Origin of the sequence: Acidovorax sp. LjRoot66 (assembly GCF_964253305.1) — a bacterium.
Lineage (GTDB): Bacteria > Pseudomonadota > Gammaproteobacteria > Burkholderiales > Burkholderiaceae_C > Acidovorax.
Window position 1 is genome coordinate 390,635 of record NZ_CAXUQU020000002.1, and the last position, 15,390, is coordinate 406,024.

At 65.7% G+C, this 15,390-nt stretch carries 11 protein-coding genes; 10 read left to right on the plus strand and 1 reads right to left on the minus strand.

Annotated features, from left to right (window positions below):
* Positions 1–92: 92 nt before the first annotated feature.
* On the plus strand, positions 93–1,373 hold the full coding sequence (locus ACSQ3Y_RS34175; protein WP_436180435.1) for an NAD-dependent succinate-semialdehyde dehydrogenase: 1,281 nt from the start codon (positions 93–95) through the stop codon (positions 1,371–1,373).
* Positions 1,374–1,489: 116 nt separating this feature from the next.
* Here ACSQ3Y_RS34175 and ACSQ3Y_RS34180 read toward each other — a convergent pair whose 3' ends face one another.
* Positions 1,490–4,405, minus strand: coding sequence for a Tn3-like element IS1071 family transposase (locus ACSQ3Y_RS34180; RefSeq protein ID WP_015061186.1), 2,916 nt, complete (start codon positions 4,403–4,405; stop codon positions 1,490–1,492).
* A gap of 219 nt (positions 4,406–4,624) precedes the next feature.
* Between ACSQ3Y_RS34180 and ACSQ3Y_RS34185 the strand changes: the two genes are divergently transcribed.
* Genes ACSQ3Y_RS34185 through ACSQ3Y_RS34225 form a run of 9 tightly spaced genes read left to right on the plus strand, consistent with a single transcriptional unit; the run spans position 4,625 to position 15,369 of the window.
* Positions 4,625–6,754 carry a 3-hydroxyacyl-CoA dehydrogenase NAD-binding domain-containing protein gene (locus ACSQ3Y_RS34185; protein ID WP_436180436.1) on the plus strand — a complete coding sequence of 710 codons (2,130 nt, stop codon included), beginning with the start codon at positions 4,625–4,627 and terminating at the stop codon, positions 6,752–6,754.
* 17 nt (positions 6,755–6,771) lie between these two features.
* A complete protein-coding gene (locus ACSQ3Y_RS34190; RefSeq protein WP_436180437.1) occupies positions 6,772–7,953 on the plus strand; it encodes an acetyl-CoA C-acyltransferase in 1,182 nt (393 codons plus the stop codon).
* 13 nt (positions 7,954–7,966) lie between these two features.
* On the plus strand, positions 7,967–9,175 hold the full coding sequence (locus tag ACSQ3Y_RS34195) for an acyl-CoA dehydrogenase family protein (protein ID WP_436180438.1): 1,209 nt from the start codon (positions 7,967–7,969) through the stop codon (positions 9,173–9,175).
* 10 nt (positions 9,176–9,185) lie between these two features.
* Positions 9,186–10,319 carry an acyl-CoA dehydrogenase family protein gene (locus ACSQ3Y_RS34200; protein WP_436180439.1) on the plus strand — a complete coding sequence of 378 codons (1,134 nt, stop codon included), beginning with the start codon at positions 9,186–9,188 and terminating at the stop codon, positions 10,317–10,319.
* A 43-nt stretch (positions 10,320–10,362) separates the two neighbouring features.
* A complete protein-coding gene (locus ACSQ3Y_RS34205; protein WP_436180440.1) occupies positions 10,363–11,610 on the plus strand; it encodes a CaiB/BaiF CoA transferase family protein in 1,248 nt (415 codons plus the stop codon).
* A gap of 41 nt (positions 11,611–11,651) precedes the next feature.
* Positions 11,652–12,653: a Bug family tripartite tricarboxylate transporter substrate binding protein gene (locus ACSQ3Y_RS34210; protein ID WP_436180441.1), complete on the plus strand. Its 1,002-nt coding sequence runs from the start codon at positions 11,652–11,654 to the stop codon at positions 12,651–12,653.
* A 7-nt stretch (positions 12,654–12,660) separates the two neighbouring features.
* Complete coding sequence (locus ACSQ3Y_RS34215; protein ID WP_436180442.1) at positions 12,661–13,635, plus strand: NAD(P)H-dependent flavin oxidoreductase; 975 nt, start codon at positions 12,661–12,663, stop codon at positions 13,633–13,635.
* 31 nt (positions 13,636–13,666) lie between these two features.
* Complete coding sequence (locus tag ACSQ3Y_RS34220) at positions 13,667–14,416, plus strand: electron transfer flavoprotein subunit beta/FixA family protein (protein WP_436180443.1); 750 nt, start codon at positions 13,667–13,669, stop codon at positions 14,414–14,416.
* A gap of 20 nt (positions 14,417–14,436) precedes the next feature.
* Positions 14,437–15,369 (plus strand): electron transfer flavoprotein subunit alpha/FixB family protein, encoded by a 933-nt coding sequence (locus ACSQ3Y_RS34225; protein WP_436180444.1) that lies wholly within the window; start codon positions 14,437–14,439, stop codon positions 15,367–15,369.
* Positions 15,370–15,390: the final 21 nt, after the last annotated feature.

A 15,390-nucleotide genomic window follows, 5' to 3' on the forward strand; every position in this document is an offset into this window, starting at 1 on the left:
GACACAGGGCCAGCGTCACCTGTGTTTACTTCGCCCTTTGCCATTTGCGGTAAGTTCCTGTTTTCTGTTCCATTCGCACCGTCGGAGCCCCCATGCCCACCTCCCAAGCCCACAGCCCCCTCGCCCAGCTCAAAGACCCGAGCCTGCTCAAGACCGACGCACTGATCGACGGCCAATGGATCAGCGGCGCCAGCCGCTTCGCAGTGCACGACCCGGCCACCGGCCAGCTTCTGGCCGAGGTCGCCAACCTGGGCCCCCAGGATGCCCAGGCCGCCATTTCCGCCGCCAACGCCGCCTGGCCCGCCTGGCGCTCCAAGACGGCCAAGGAGCGTTCCATCATCCTGCGCAAGTGGTATGACCTGCTCATGGCGAACCAGGACGACCTGGGGCGCATCATGACCGCCGAGCAGGGCAAGCCGTTCCCTGAGGCCAAGGGCGAGGTCGCCTATGGCGCCAGCTTTGTCGAGTGGTTCGCCGAAGAGGCCAAGCGCGTCAATGGCGAGACCCTGCCGCAGTTCGACAACAACCGGCGCCTCTTGGTGCTCAAGCAGCCCATCGGCGTGTGCGCGGCCATCACGCCCTGGAACTTCCCCCTGGCCATGATCACGCGCAAGGTGGCCCCGGCCCTGGCCGCCGGTTGCCCGGTGGTCATCAAGCCGGCCGAGCTGACGCCGCTCACGGCCCTGGCCGCCGCCGAGCTGGCGGTGCGCGCGGGCATTCCGGCCGGCGTGCTCAACATCCTCTCGGCCGATGCCGCCAATTCGATTGCCATCGGCAAGGTGCTGTGCGCCAGCGATGTGGTGCGCCACATCAGCTTCACCGGCAGCACGGAGGTGGGCCGCATCCTCATGGCGCAGAGTGCGCCCACGATCAAGAAGATGTCGCTCGAACTCGGCGGCAATGCGCCCTTCATCGTGTTTGACGATGCCGACATCGATTCGGCCGTCGAAGGGGCCTTTGCCAGCAAGTACCGCAACGCCGGCCAGACCTGCGTGTGCACCAACCGTTTCTATGTGCAGGACGGGGTGTACGACCAGTTCGTGCAGAAGTTCGCTGCCAAGGTCCGGACGGCCAAGGTGGGCAATGGCTTCGAGGAGGGGGTGAACCAGGGGCCACTGATCGAGGAAGCGGCGCTGGAGAAGGTGCAACGCCATCTCGACGATGCCGTGGCCAAGGGTGGCAAGGTGCTGGCCGGTGGCCAGCGCCTCAAAACCCTGGGCTCGGGCCAGTTCTTCGAGCCCACGGTGGTGGCCAACGCCACACCCGACATGCTGTGCGCGCGCGAGGAGACCTTCGGGCCGTTTGCCCCGGTGTTCCGTTTCAAGACCGAGCAGGAGGCCATCGATGGGGTCTCCTCGTTTTCAGTGCAATAAGTGACGGTACGAAAAGCTAGCACTGGCGCGGAGGTGGTGTTGGTAGATCGTTGATTTCATTGACTTTCCTGTTCACTTTCAAATCTGCGATTCGTGGCGTCAAACCGTGGTCGGTTTCATCCATTGGTGCCAGTTATCGATGCATTTGGCCGCGAAGGCAGGATTTGGTCAGCATAGCGGTCAACCGGGAAGCGAAACACACCCCGCAAGTTGATGCTCTCCAGCCTGGTGGGCGCAATCTTCTCGATCAGTTCCGGTGGAATGACCTGGCGGCGGTTCGACCAGCGATCCAGGACCGCCTGCATCTGTGAGGTATTCCACGCCATCACGATGTTGGCCATCAGGCTCAACGCATCGGCCACAGCCTGCATTTCATCGACACGTTTGGCCTGCGCCGGGCTGATCCGGCCGGTATAAATGGCGCGCTTGAGGGCGTTAACAGCCTCGCCCCGATTGAGCACCCGGCGCAACTCGTTCCTGAAAGCGTCCTTGACAAAGTAGTCAGCCAAAAACGCCGTACGCAGCAACCGCCCCAATTGCACGCCAGCCTCATAGATTGGATCGCCCTGGGCGGCAGAACCGAACCGCGCAAGAGCTGCCACCGCACTGGCATGTCCGCTCATGACCGAGGCTGCCAGGTGCACCAGACTATCCCAATGCTTTTCGATCAAAGCGACGTCGACATTGGCTTCGCACACCGCAGCGATTTCTGCGGGCACTTTGGTGCCGCGTGGCACAAAGAGGTGGCGCTGTTTGAGTTCCTTCAACCGCGGGCAAAGATCAAAACCAAGCAAACGGGCATGTGACATGGCAAAGTCGGTGTAGCCATGGGTATCCACAGCAAGCTGGCTGGTCTCCAGCTTTTCTTGGCGGATGACACCTTCAATGGCCACGCCCGCCTGGCGCTCATTGAGCACAAAGGGCTGCGCATGGAAGATGCCCCACCGGTCTTTTACATGGGAGTAGATTCCAATGGAAGGTGTGTTGCGCCGAGGATCAAGCCGGGCTTGCCACACCCGTTTGGTGGTCTCCATGCTCATCATGTCAGAAGATGCCAAATCGGACCGCCCCCAGGTGGCGGCAATCGGGTGTCGCTGCATGAATTCCAGCACAGCCTGGCAGGCCTGGCTCAGACGCCGTTCGTCCCGCGCCCAGCGCATGGCCTGGCGAATGCTGGTGGCAGACAATTGCGGAATCATGCGCGCGCATTCGACCGCAGTCAGACTGGTGCCGTGGGCCATGATGCCGGCATAGACCATCAGCAGCTCGTCGGTAGAGCGCGGCTCACGTCCGAGCATGATCCAGCTAAAGCGCACCTGGGCGTCAACGGCCAGAATCACTTCCGGCAATTGAACCTCACCGATGCGGTGATCCAAAGCCGCGCGCAGCTTGGTCACTTCTGGGTCTTCGTCCTCTGCGGGCAATGGCGACAAATGGAGTTCATCATCCACGCGCAGTACGCCACTGCGGGCTGCAGCGGCCACCGCATCGACACCGGCAGTTACTCTGGCCAGCAAAGGCTTCAAGAAAGTGGCAGCCTTGCTGGGTAACGATAGACGGGCATAGTGTTTCTTGGACTCTGCCTGCCAACGCTCGTCCGTGAAGAACAAGCGCGCACGACCCCGAAAGCTCAGGCTGTGCTCAATCCAGACCGAGCCATTGCGCACCGCGCGGCGCAGGGCAAACAGGGTGGCCACCTCCAACGCCTGAAACGCCCGTTCCCGGTCTGGGCTGGAGATCGAAACCTGCCAGATCATTCCCAGACTTGGTGCCACCACTTCAACTGGCAGCTTTCTGGATCCTTTGAGATATAAAGCTTGCAGCTTGGCAAGGTACTCGATGGCAGGATGCTCGCCGGTGGCCTGCCAGGGCAGCTTTGCAATGGCGACGAGCAACGACCGCACGGGGCGAATTCCATCAATCAATCCCTCGCGGACCAGGGAGGCCCTGCTCGGTGGTTTGCGTTTCTGGGTTTCGGTGATCAAGGCTTCAAGACGGGCACGCAACTCAGCATCTGGCACCGCACCTTGCGCGCTCAAGGCAACAAGTTCGCCGAGCAGCGTTTTGTACATTGCGGCCCAATTGACGGTAGCGGGGACATCGGCGGCAGCCTGACGCCACAGATCGGCGATCCGGCGCTGCACCATAAGGATCAACTGGTCTGTGGTGGTGAACAGGCAATACCGAAGAAAGCATGCGACCTCCACGGTGCGCGCTGGCTCTTTGATCTTGGCTCCGGCTGAGGGCGGCCTGGAGACAAGTCGGCGCGCGTAGCGGCGCAAGATGAGATCGGGGATGTCTGCCAGGTGCTTATGAACGTCCAGCGTGTAAAGCAGGTCGATGCGCTCCAGTACCTCGCTGATTTGGCGGGTTGAGTGTTTCGCCGGTGCAGCCCATAGCCAACTCTGCTGGGTTTGTCCATCTGGGCGCAGCTCTGAAACTGAGGCTCGCCAGCGATCAAGTGTTGCTGGATCAACGCTGGCGGCGATGGCGGTGCCTGTTTCAACTTCAAGCTGGGCAAGTGCCGCCGCAATCAGTGTCCGAATTGCCCGCTCGTGCACGATCACCAGCTTGTTCTTGTACAGCCATTGACGCGCCCGCACGAGTAGCTGATCGCGGTCGGCGCAGCGCGCCACTTCGTCGCGCAGTTCACGTACCAGTGAGCGGCGCTGGTGCTCGCTCATCCACTGGAATCCAAGGACCGTGCAGGCTACTTGTTGGTGATCGAATAGCGTGCGCCCGCGTTCATACATGGCTCTCAGCGAGGCGACTTCTGGTGCTGCAATGCCAAGCTCGTTGCCAAGGTGGCGCCACAAGGCTACTGGAATTACCCGAAAGGCACCGAGCAAACGCCCACTCATGCGCAGGAAACCAATATGGAGCGCCAGACCAAGCTTGTGGGAATCACCTCGGCGTGCATTGATTGCGTCGCGCTCGGCACCATCGAAGGTGAAAAATGCCTTCATCTCGAAGTCGCTGATATCGCGGGGGAGCCCACGCATCCCCAAAAACGTTGTGTGCCAACCCTGCATCGTGAACCTCAAAAGTGGGAGGCCACCATACCCGTTTACAAAGCGAACAGGAAAGTCAATGAAATCAACGGTCTACCCAGACCACCCCCGCGCCAGTGCTAGCTTTGCGTACCGTCACTTATTGCACTGAAAACGAGGAGACCCCAATTCAAGCAGGGATTGTTATAAATGGTTGTCACCGCAAGAATCCTGGTTTGCTGTTCAAGCCCCAATGGAGACATGCGCGTGACCCTTCAATCCCCGGCTTCCGTCGTTCGTTCAACCCTGCAGGACGGCGTACAGCTCGTCAGCATCCATAACCCGCCCGTCAATGCCCTGGGTGCTGCGGTGCGCCAGGGGCTGCTGGCGGCGATCGCCCAGGCCGAGGCCGATGCAGAGGTCAAGGCGGTGCTGATCGTGGGGGACGGCCGGGCCTTCATCGCCGGGGCCGACATCCGCGAGTTCGGCAAGCCGCCCGTGCTGCCTGCGCTGCCCGAGGTCTGCCAGCGCATCGAAGCCTGCACCAAGCCGGTGGTGGCCGCCATCCATGGTGCGGCACTGGGCGGGGGCCTGGAAGTAGCCCTATCGGCCCACTACCGGCTGGCACTGCCAGGTGCCCAACTCGGTCTGCCCGAGGTTTTGCTGGGCCTGCTGCCCGGCTCCGGCGGCACGCAGCGCGCACCGCGCCTCATGGGGGTGAAGGCTGCCACCGAACTCATGCTCAGCGGCAAGCACCTCAATGCCCAGGCGGCCCTGGCCGCAGGCCTGGTGGACGTGGTAGCCGAGGGTGACGATCCCGTCGCCGCCGGGCTGGCCTATGTGCGCGAGCTGCTGGCACGCCAGGCACCGGTGCGCCCCACCAGCGCCGAGCCCGGGCGCCTGGCCGACAAGGCCGCCGCCCAGGCTGAACTCGATGTGCTTCGGGCCGACACCGCCAAGGCCGCGCGCGGCCTGTTCTCGCCGCTGAAGATCATCGACTGCGTGCAGGCCGCGCTGGACCTGCCTTTTGACCAAGGCATGCAGTTCGAGCGCGCCCAGTTCCTCGCCTGCCTGGAAAGCCCGCAGCGCGCCGGCCTGATCCATGCCTTCTTTGCCGAGCGCGAAGTCGCCAAGGTGCCCGAGGCCAAGGCCGCCGCGCCGCGCCCCATCACCTCCATCGCCGTGATCGGCGGGGGCACCATGGGCGCCGGCATCACCGTCTCGGCGCTGGACGCCGGCCTGCCCGTGACCATGATCGAGCGTGACGCGGAATCGATCGCGCGCGGCCGGGCCCATGTGGAAAAGGTCTACGACGCCCTGGTGGCCAAGGGCCGCATGGCCCCCGAGGCCAAGGCCGCCACCATGGCGCGCTACACCGGCAGCACCCGCTACGAGGACATTGCCAGCGCCGACCTGGTGATCGAAGCGGTGTTCGAGGACATCGAGGTCAAGAAAACCGTGTTCCGTGAGCTCGACCGCGTGTGCAAGCCCGGCGCCGTGCTGGCGACCAACACCTCCTACCTCGACATCGACGCCATTGCGGCGGCCACCGCGCGCCCGCAGGATGTGATCGGCCTGCACTTCTTCAGCCCCGCCAACATCATGAAGCTGCTGGAGATCGTGGTGCCCGCCCAGGTCAGCGCCGACGTGGTGGCCACCGCCTTCGCGCTGGCCAAACGGCTCAAGAAGGTGCCAGTGCGTGCCGGCGTGTGCGATGGCTTCATCGGCAACCGCATCCTGGCTGTCTACAAGCAGGCTGCGGACTACCTGATGGAAGACGGCGCCAGCCCCTACGAGATCGACGCCGCCGTGCGCGCCTTCGGCTACCCCATGGGCCCCTTCCAGGTGACCGACCTGGCCGGTGGCGACATCGGCTGGGCCACGCGCAAGCGCCGCGCCGCCACGCGCGACCCGAAGGCGCGCTATGTGGAGATCGCCGACCGCATCTGCGAGCGCGGCTGGTTCGGCCAGAAGACTGGCCGGGGCTTTTACCTCTACCCCGACGGCGCCCGCGTGGGCCAGAGCGACCCCGAGGTGCTGGCCATCGTTGACGCCGAGCGCGCCAGGAAGGGCGTGGTGCCGCGCCCGTTCAGCGCCGACGAGATCATGCGCCGCTACATGGCCGCCATGGTCAACGAAGGCGCCAAGGTGGTGGCCGAGGGCATTGCCCTGCGCCCGCTGGATGTGGACGTGACCTTCCTGTCGGGCTACGGCTTTCCGCGCTTTCGCGGCGGCCCCATGAAGTGGGCGGACATGCGCGGTCTGCCCCAGGTGCTGGCCGACATCCGTGAATTCGCCAACGACGACCCCTTGTTCTGGAAGCCCGCCGCCCTGCTCGAACAGCTCGTTGCAGAGGGCCGCAATTTCGACAGTCTGAACCAACCCGCCTGAACCAGGAGACACCCACCATGCGCGAAGCCGTCATCGTTTCCACCGCCCGCACCCCGCTGGCCAAGTCGCACCGCGGCGAATTCAATGCCACGCCGGCCGCCCAACTGGCCGCGTTTTCTGTCACGGCGGCCGTCGAGCGTTCGGGCGTGGACCCCGCCATGTTCGAGGACTTCATCCTGGGCTGCGGCAACCCCGACGGCTTCCAGGGCCGCAACCTGGGCCGCCAGACCGTGCTGCGCGCCGGCCTGCCCCTGTCGGTGGCGGGCACCACGGTCACGCGCTTTTGCGCCTCGGGCCTGCAGTCCATCGCCATCGCGGCCGGGCGCATCGTGGCCGAAGGCGTGCCAGCGATGATTGCCGGCGGGGTGGAAACCATCTCGGGCATGCGCCCCGGCAACAACCTGCCCACCGACATGGACCCCTGGCTGGTTGAGCACAAACCGGCCCTGTACATGGCCATGATCGACACGGCCGACGTGGTGGCCCAGCGCTACGGCATCTCGCGCGAGGACCAGGACGCCTTCTCGCTGCAAAGCCAGCAGCGCACGGCGGCGGCGCAGGCGGCTGGCCTGTTCGACGGTGAAATCATCCCCTGTGCCACGCGCATGGCCGAAAAGAACAAGGACACAGGCGAAGTCACCTACCGCGAGGTGGTGGCCACGCGCGACACCTGCAACCGCCCCGGCACCACGCTCGAAGGCCTGCTGGCGCTCGAACCCGTCAAGGGCCCCGGCCAGTTCGTCACGGCCGGCAACGCCTCGCAGCTGTCGGACGGCTCCTCGGCCTGCGTGCTGATGGAAGCCAGGGATGCCGAGCGCCTGGGCCTGCAACCGCTGGGCGCCTTCCGCGGCATGGCCGTGGCCGGCTGCGAGCCCGACGAAATGGGGATCGGCCCGGTGTTCGCGGTGCCCAAGCTGCTGGCGCGCCATGGCCTCAGCGTCGAGGACATCGGCCTGTGGGAGCTCAACGAGGCCTTCGCATCGCAGGCCCTTTATTGCCAGCGCCGGCTGGGCATTCCCATGGAGCGGCTGAACGTCAATGGCGGCGCCATCTCCATAGGCCACCCCTTCGGCATGACGGGTGCGCGCCTGGCCGGCCACATCCTGCTCGAAGGCCGGCGCCGCAAGGCCAAATGGGGCGTGGTGACCATGTGCATCGCCGGTGGCATGGGCGCCGCTGGCCTGTTCGAGATTTTCTGAAGATAGGCACGACATGGATCTCCAATTCACCCCTGAAGAGCAGGCCTTCCGCGCAGAAGTGCAGGCCTTTCTGAAAGACCAACTGCCCGCCGCCCTGGCGCACAAGGTCAAGGCCGGGCAGCGCCTGACCAAGGCCGACCAGGAGGGGTGGCATGCCATCCTCAACGCACGCGGCTGGCTGGCCAACCACTGGCCCGCGCAGTACGGCGGCCCCGGCTGGGGCGCGGTGCAGAAGTTCATCTTCGACACCGAGTGCGCTGTCGCGGGTGGGCCGCGCATCGTGCCGTTCGGGCTCAACATGCTGGGCCCGGTGCTGATCAAATACGGCAACGAGGCGCAAAAGCAGCACTGGCTGCCGCGCATCCTCGATGGTTCCGACTGGTGGTGCCAGGGCTACTCCGAGCCGGGCGCGGGCTCGGACCTGGCCTCGGTGAAGACCACGGCCGTGCGCGGATCGGATGGAGAGGGCGAGCACTACATCGTCAATGGCCAGAAGACCTGGACCACCCAGGGCCAGCACGCCAACATGATCTTCTGCCTGGTGCGCACCGACCGCGAGGCCAAGGCCCAGGCGGCCATCAGCTTTCTGCTGGTGGACATGGACACCCCGGGCGTGGAGGTGCGCCCCATCCGCACGCTCGATGGCGACAGCGAGGTCAACGAGGTGTTCTTCACCGATGTGCGCGTGCCCGCCGAGAACCTGGTGGGTGAGGAGAACAAGGGCTGGACCTACGCCAAGTACCTGCTGACCTATGAGCGCACCGGCATCGCCGGCGTGGGCTTCTCGGTCGCCGCGCTCGAAAAGCTCAAGGTCATTGCCGCCAAGGTGCAGCGCAATGGCCGCCCGCTGGCCCAGGACCCACAGTTCGCCACGCGCATGGCCAAGGTCGAGATCGACCTCGAGAACATGAAGACCACCAACCTGCGCGTGATCGCCGCCGTGGCCGGTGGCGGCGTGCCGGGGGCCGAGAGCTCCATGCTCAAGATCCGCGGCACCGAGATCCGCCAGGAGATCCTGTCGCTGATCCGCCGCGCCATGGGCCCCCATGCCCTGCCCTACATCGAGGAAGCGCAGTACCAGGACCTGGCCGACGCATCCGCAGGCCCCGCCGAGGCGGCCACGGTGGCGGCGAACTACTTCAACTACCGCAAGCTGTCGATCTTCGGCGGCTCCAACGAAATCCAGAAGAACATCATCTCCAAGATGATCCTGGGCCTGTGAGGCTGATGCGATGAACTTTGAACACACCGAAGACCGCCGCATGCTGGCGGACACGCTGGACCGCTTCGTGGCCGGGCAGTGCCCCATGGAGACCCGCAACGCCATTGCCTATGGTGCTACCGGCATGTCGGGCGCCCTGTGGAGCCAGTTTGCCGAACTGGGCGCCATCGGCGCCCTCTTCCCCGAGGCCGATGGGGGCTTTGGCGGTGCCGGCTTCGATATCGCCGTGGTCTTCGAGGCCCTGGGCCGTGGCTTGGTGGTGGAGCCCTTCCTGGGCGCCCTGCTGGTCGGGCGCGCCCTGGCGGCGGCCGGTACGGCAGCACAGAAGGAGCGCATTGCCAGCCTGATCGACGGCAGCACCGTGGCCGCGCTGGCGCACGATGAGCCCGGCAGCCACTACGAACTGGAGCGCGTCGCCACGCAGGCCGTGCGCAACGCCCAGGGCTGGACACTCTCGGGCGCCAAGGCCGTGGTGCTGCAGGGTGGAGAGGCGCAGCTGCTGCTGGTATCGGCCCGCACTGCCGGCGCGGTGGACAGCGAGGACGGCATTTCGCTGTTCCTCGTGCCCGCCGATGCACCGGGCGTGGTGCGCCGGGGCTATGGCCGTATTGACGGCGGGGGCGCGGCCGACATCACCTTCAACGGCGTGCAGGTGAGTGCGGACGCCCTGCTGGGCGCCGAGGGCCAGGGCTTTGCCACGCTGGAGCTGGCCGTGGGCTGGGGCGTGCTGGCGCTGTGTGCCGAGGCATTGGGCGCGATGGAAGTGGCCAAGAAGGACACACTCGAATACCTGCAGACGCGCAAGCAGTTCGGCGTGCCGATCGGCAGCTTCCAGGCACTGCAGCACCGCATGGCCGACCTGCTGCTGGAGGTGGAGCAGTCGCGCTCGGCCGTCATCAACGCCGCTGCGGCCATGGACGCCGAGCGAGTGGTGCGCGAGCGCGCGCTGTCGGCCGCCAAGTTCACCATCGGCCGCATCGGCACCCTGGTGTCCGAAGAGAGCATCCAGATGCACGGCGGCATCGGCATGACCTGGGAGCTGCCGCTGTCGCACTATGCCAAGCGGCTGGTGATGATCGACCACCAGCTCGGTGACGAAGACCACCACCTGGCGCGCTACATGGCACTGGGCCAGCACAGCTGATACCGGGCCTGAATATTCCGGGACACCCCAAGGAGACTGAACCATGACCAACCAACAACCGTCCCAGGAAATTGACCTGCCCCTCGAAGGGGTGCGCGTGCTGGACCTGTCGCGCGTCTTCGCCGGGCCGCTGTGCGGCCAAGTGCTGGCCGACTTCGGTGCCGAGGTCATCAAGGTCGAGCACCCGGGCCGCGGCGACGACACGCGCGACTGGGGCATGCGCATCGGCAAGACCGAGACCACCTACTACAACAGCATGAACCGCAACAAGCGGTCGATCACGCTGGACCTGCAAAGCCCGGAGGGCCTGCAGATCATCCACGACCTGCTGCCGCAGTGTGACGTGGTGATCCACAACTTCAAGACCGGCGGCGCCGAGAAGCTGGGCCTGGGCTACGAGCAGCTCAAGGCCATCCGGCCCGATCTCATCTACTGCGCCGTGGCTGGCTACGACGCGAGCGGCCCCGAGGCCAAGCGCCCCGGCTACGACCTGGTGATCCAGGGCGAGGCAGGCCTCATGGCGCTCAACGGCGAAGCCGACCAGCCGCCCCTGAAGTTCGGCGTGGCGGTGGTGGACCTGGTGACCGGCATGCATGCGGCCCAGGCCGTGCTAGCCGCCCTGTTCAGCCGCGAGCGCACGGGCAAGGGCCGGCTCATCGAGATGGCGCTGTACGACTGCGGCATCATGGTCACGGGCTACTACGGGCTCGATGCGCTGCAGTTGGGCCGGGACCCCGCGCGCTACGGCAACGCACACCCTTCCATCGTGCCCTACGGCATGTTCGAGGCGGCGGACGGCCCGCTGATCATCGCGGTGGGCAACAACGCGCAGTTCGACAAGTTCTGCCGCCAGGTCATCGGGCGGCCGGACATCGTCGAAGACCCGCGCTTTGCCACCAATGTGGAGCGTGCCAAGAACCGGCCCGCCCTGGTGCCGCTGCTCAACGCAATGATCCGCTCGCTCGGCCGCGACGTACTGCTCGAACGCATGACGGCGGCCGGCATCCCCTGCGGCAGGGTTGCGGGCCTGCACGAGGCCCTGACCAGCGAGCGCACGCGCGCGAGCGGCCTGGTGCACGACATGCCCCACCCCGTGACGGGCACCACGCCCGTGTTTGCGCCGCCCTACCGCCTGGACGGGCAGCGCCTGCCCGTGCGCAATGCCCCGCCCACACTGGGCGAAGGCACACGCGAAGTGCTGCACCGCCTGCTATCCCTGAATGACGAGCAGTTGCAACAACTGCAACAACGCGGCGTGCTGACCCTGCCCGAAGCGCCCGCACCGGCCTGACCTTTGCCGACTGAATTCAACGACACCGGAGACACAAGACCATGACAACGCATTTGAATCGCCGCACCGCTTTGCAGGGCCTGGCCGCACTGGGCGGCGCGGGCCTACTGGGCACCAGCCTGGCCCAGAGCGCCAAGGACGCCTGGCCTGCCAGCCTCATCAAGCTGATCGTGCCCTTCCCTGCGGGCGGCCCGACCGACACGGCCTCGCGCATCGTCGGGCAGAAGCTGGCCGAGCGCCTCAAGCAGGCCGTGGTGGTGGAAAACCGCCCCGGCGCTTCGGGCTCGATCGCTGCGCTGCAGGTGATGAAGGCCGAACCAGACGGCTACACGCTGATGATGCTGGCCACCCCCACCCTGCTGGCGCCCCACCTGTACAAGAAGGCCGGCTACGACACGGTGAAGGACTTCGCCCCCGTGGCCACGGTGTACGACCTGCCCATCGTGGTGGTGGTCAACCCCACCCAGTTGCCGGACGTGACCGACCTGCGCAAGCTCATCGCCAACGCCAAGGCGCAGAAGACCCCGCTGAACTACACCAGCTCCGGCGCGGGCAGCTTCGGCCACCTGAGCATGGAGCTGCTCAAGCAGATGGGCGGCTTCGACATGCAGCACGTGCCCTACAAGGGTGGCGTGCCGGCCATCACCGACACCATCGGCGGCCAGGTACCGGTGATGTATGCCGACCTGGTGGCCGCCCTGCCCCACATCAAGGCCGGCAAGCTGCGCGCCATCGCCGTGGGGTCGCCCCAGCGCGTGGCCATGCTGCCCGACGTGCCGACCATCGCCGAGCAGGGCTTCAAGGGCTATGACGCGGTGTCCTGGGGCGGGCTGCTGGCCCCCGCAGGCACGCCCAAGGCCGTGGTGGATCGCATCGCCAGCGAGGTCCGGCAGATCCTGGCCGAGAAGGAAACCCAGGAGAAGCTGCTGCACGCGGGGGCCATTGCCCGCTTCCAGGATCCGGCACAGATGGGCCAGCACCTGCAGCAGGACTATGCCAAGTGGGGCCAGCTGATCCGCGACAAGTCCATCGCCTCGGAGTGACACGGCCATGAAGACACGCATCACCGAACTCTTCGGCATACAGCACCCGATCATCCAGGGCGGCATGCACCATGTGGGCCTGGCCGAACTGGCGTCGGCGGTCTCCAACGCGGGCGGCCTGGGCATGGTCACGGGGCTGACCCAGCGCACGCCCGAGCTGCTGGCCCGCGAGATCGCGCGCTGCCGCGAAATGACCGCCAAGCCTTTCGGCGTGAACCTCACCTTTCTGCCCTCGGTCAATCCGCCCGACTACCCGGGCTGCGTGAAGGCCATCATCGACGGTGGTGTGAAGGTGGTCGAGACCGCGGGCAATAACCCGCAGAAATGGCTGCCGGCGCTCAAGGAAGCCGGCATCAAGGTCATCCACAAGTGCACTTCGGTGCGCCATGCGCTCAAGGCCCAGGCCATCGGCTGCGACGCGATCAGCGTGGACGGCTTTGAGTGCGGCGGCCACCCCGGCGAGGACGACGTGCCCAACTTCATCCTGCTGCCGCGGGCCGCCGAAGAACTGACCATCCCCTTCGTTGCATCGGGCGGCATGGCCGACGGCCGCTCGCTCGTCGCCGCGCTGGCGCTGGGCGCCGAGGGCATGAACATGGGCACGCGCTTCATTGCCACGCAAGAGGCGCCGGTGCACGAGAACGTCAAGCGCGCCATCGTCGCGGCCAGCGAGCTCGATACGCGCCTGGTCATGCGCCCGCTGCGCAACACCGAACGGGTGCTGAGCAACGCGGCCGTGGAGCGTCTGCTGCTCAAGGAGCGCGAGCTGGGTGCCGCCATCACTTTCGAAGACATCCTGCCCGAGGTGGCCGGTGTCTACCCGCGCATCATGCAAAGCGGCGAAATGGATGCGGGCGCCTGGTCCTGCGGCATGGTCGCCGGCCTGATCCACGACGTGCCCACGGTGCAGCAGCTGATCGACCGGACCATGGCCCAGGCCCATGCCCTCATCCACGAACGCCTGGCGGGCCTGGCCCGCTGAGTGCTCCTCCATCATCTTCAGAAAGAATTCCATGAAAGCAATCGTCGCCGTCAAGCGCGTGGTGGACTACAACGTCAAAGTCCGAGTCAAGTCGGACCAAACGGGTGTGGACATCGCCAACGTGAAGATGAGCATGAACCCCTTTGACGAAATCGCCGTCGAAGAGGCCGTGCGCCTGAAAGAAAAAGGCCTGGTGACCGAAGTCATCGCCGTCTCCTGCGGCGTGGCCCAGTGCCAGGAAACCCTGCGCACCGCCATGGCCATCGGCGCCGACCGCGCCATCCTGGTCGAGACCGACGTCGAACTGCAGCCCCTGGCCGTGGCCAAGATCCTCAAAGCCCTGGTCGACAAAGAGCAGCCAGGCCTCGTGATCCTGGGCAAGCAGGCCATCGACGACGATGCCAACCAGACCGGCCAGATGCTCGCCGCTTTGGCCGACCTGCCCCAGGCCACCTTCGCCAGCAAGGTGGAATTGTCTGCCGACAAGGTCAGCGTGACCCGCGAAGTCGACGGCGGCCTGGAAACCCTGTCCCTGACCCTGCCCGCAGTCATCACCACCGACCTGCGCCTGAACGAGCCGCGCTACGTCACCTTGCCCAACATCATGAAGGCCAAGAAGAAGCAGCTGGATATCGTCAAGCCCGAAGACCTCGGTGTTGACGTCACGCCCCGCCTGAAGACCCTGAAGGTGACCGAACCCGCCAAGCGCGGCGCCGGCGTCAAGGTGGCCGACGTGGCTGCCCTGGTCGACAAGCTCAAGAACGAAGCCAAAGTCATCTGAAGCATAAGGAGAACAACAAAATGACCGTACTCGTTATTGCCGAACACGACAACGCCGCCGTCAAGGGCGCGACGCTGAACACCGTGACCGCAGCCATTGCCTGCGGCGGTGACGTGCATGTGCTGATCGCCGGCCACAATGCCGCTGGCGCAGCCGCTGCTGCAGCCCAGATCGCCGGTGTCGCCAAGGTCATCCACACCGATGCCCCCGGCCTGGAACACGGCCTGGCCGAGAACGTGGCCGCGCAAGTCCTCGCGATCGCATCCAACTACAGCCACATCCTGTTCCCCGCCACCGCCAGCGGCAAGAACGTGGCCCCCCGCGTGGCCGCCAAGCTCGATGTCGCCCAGATCAGCGACATCACCAAGGTGGTCAGCCCCGACACCTTCGAGCGCCCCATCTACGCCGGCAATGCGATTGCCACCGTGCAGAGCAGCGACGCCACCAAGGTCATCACCGTGCGCACCACGGGCTTCGACCCGGCAGCGGCATCCGGTGGCAGCGCAGCCACCGAAACCTCCGCCGCCACGGCGGATACGGGCAAAAGCGTCTTCGTGGGCAGCGAGATCGCCAAGAGCGACCGCCCCGAGCTGACTGCTGCCAAGATCATCGTCTCCGGTGGCCGGGCCCTGGGCAGCAAGGAAAAGTTCGACGAAGTGATGACCCCCCTGGCCGACAAGCTGGGCGCTGCGCTGGGCGCCAGCCGCGCTGCGGTGGATGCGGGCTATGCACCGAACGACTGGCAAGTGGGCCAGACCGGCAAGATCGTGGCGCCGCAGCTGTACATCGCGGCGGGTATCTCGGGGGCCATCCAGCATCTGGCCGGCATGAAGGACTCCAAGGTGATCGTGGCGATCAACAAGGATGCGGAGGCGCCGATCTTCAGTGTGGCGGACTATGGGCTGGAGGCGGATCTGTTCACGGCGGTGCCGGAGCTGGTCAAGGCGCTGTAAGGCGCAACCGGAAACGACATT

Excerpts from the sequence above, each read along its gene's own strand:
- ACSQ3Y_RS34205 (WP_436180440.1), top strand. The coding sequence starts at position 10,363 with ATGACCAACCAACAACCGTCCCAGGAAATTGACCTGCCCCTCGAAGGG.
- ACSQ3Y_RS34175 (WP_436180435.1), top strand. The coding sequence starts at position 93 with ATGCCCACCTCCCAAGCCCACAGCCCCCTCGCCCAGCTCAAAGACCCG.
- ACSQ3Y_RS34190 (WP_436180437.1), top strand. The coding sequence starts at position 6,772 with ATGCGCGAAGCCGTCATCGTTTCCACCGCCCGCACCCCGCTGGCCAAG.
- ACSQ3Y_RS34195 (WP_436180438.1), top strand. The coding sequence starts at position 7,967 with ATGGATCTCCAATTCACCCCTGAAGAGCAGGCCTTCCGCGCAGAAGTG.
- ACSQ3Y_RS34200 (WP_436180439.1), top strand. The coding sequence starts at position 9,186 with ATGAACTTTGAACACACCGAAGACCGCCGCATGCTGGCGGACACGCTG.
- ACSQ3Y_RS34220 (WP_436180443.1), top strand. The coding sequence starts at position 13,667 with ATGAAAGCAATCGTCGCCGTCAAGCGCGTGGTGGACTACAACGTCAAA.
- ACSQ3Y_RS34180 (WP_015061186.1), bottom strand. The coding sequence starts at position 4,405 with ATGCAGGGTTGGCACACAACGTTTTTGGGGATGCGTGGGCTCCCCCGC.
- ACSQ3Y_RS34210 (WP_436180441.1), top strand. The coding sequence starts at position 11,652 with ATGACAACGCATTTGAATCGCCGCACCGCTTTGCAGGGCCTGGCCGCA.
- ACSQ3Y_RS34185 (WP_436180436.1), top strand. The coding sequence starts at position 4,625 with ATGCGCGTGACCCTTCAATCCCCGGCTTCCGTCGTTCGTTCAACCCTG.
- ACSQ3Y_RS34215 (WP_436180442.1), top strand. The coding sequence starts at position 12,661 with ATGAAGACACGCATCACCGAACTCTTCGGCATACAGCACCCGATCATC.
- ACSQ3Y_RS34225 (WP_436180444.1), top strand. The coding sequence starts at position 14,437 with ATGACCGTACTCGTTATTGCCGAACACGACAACGCCGCCGTCAAGGGC.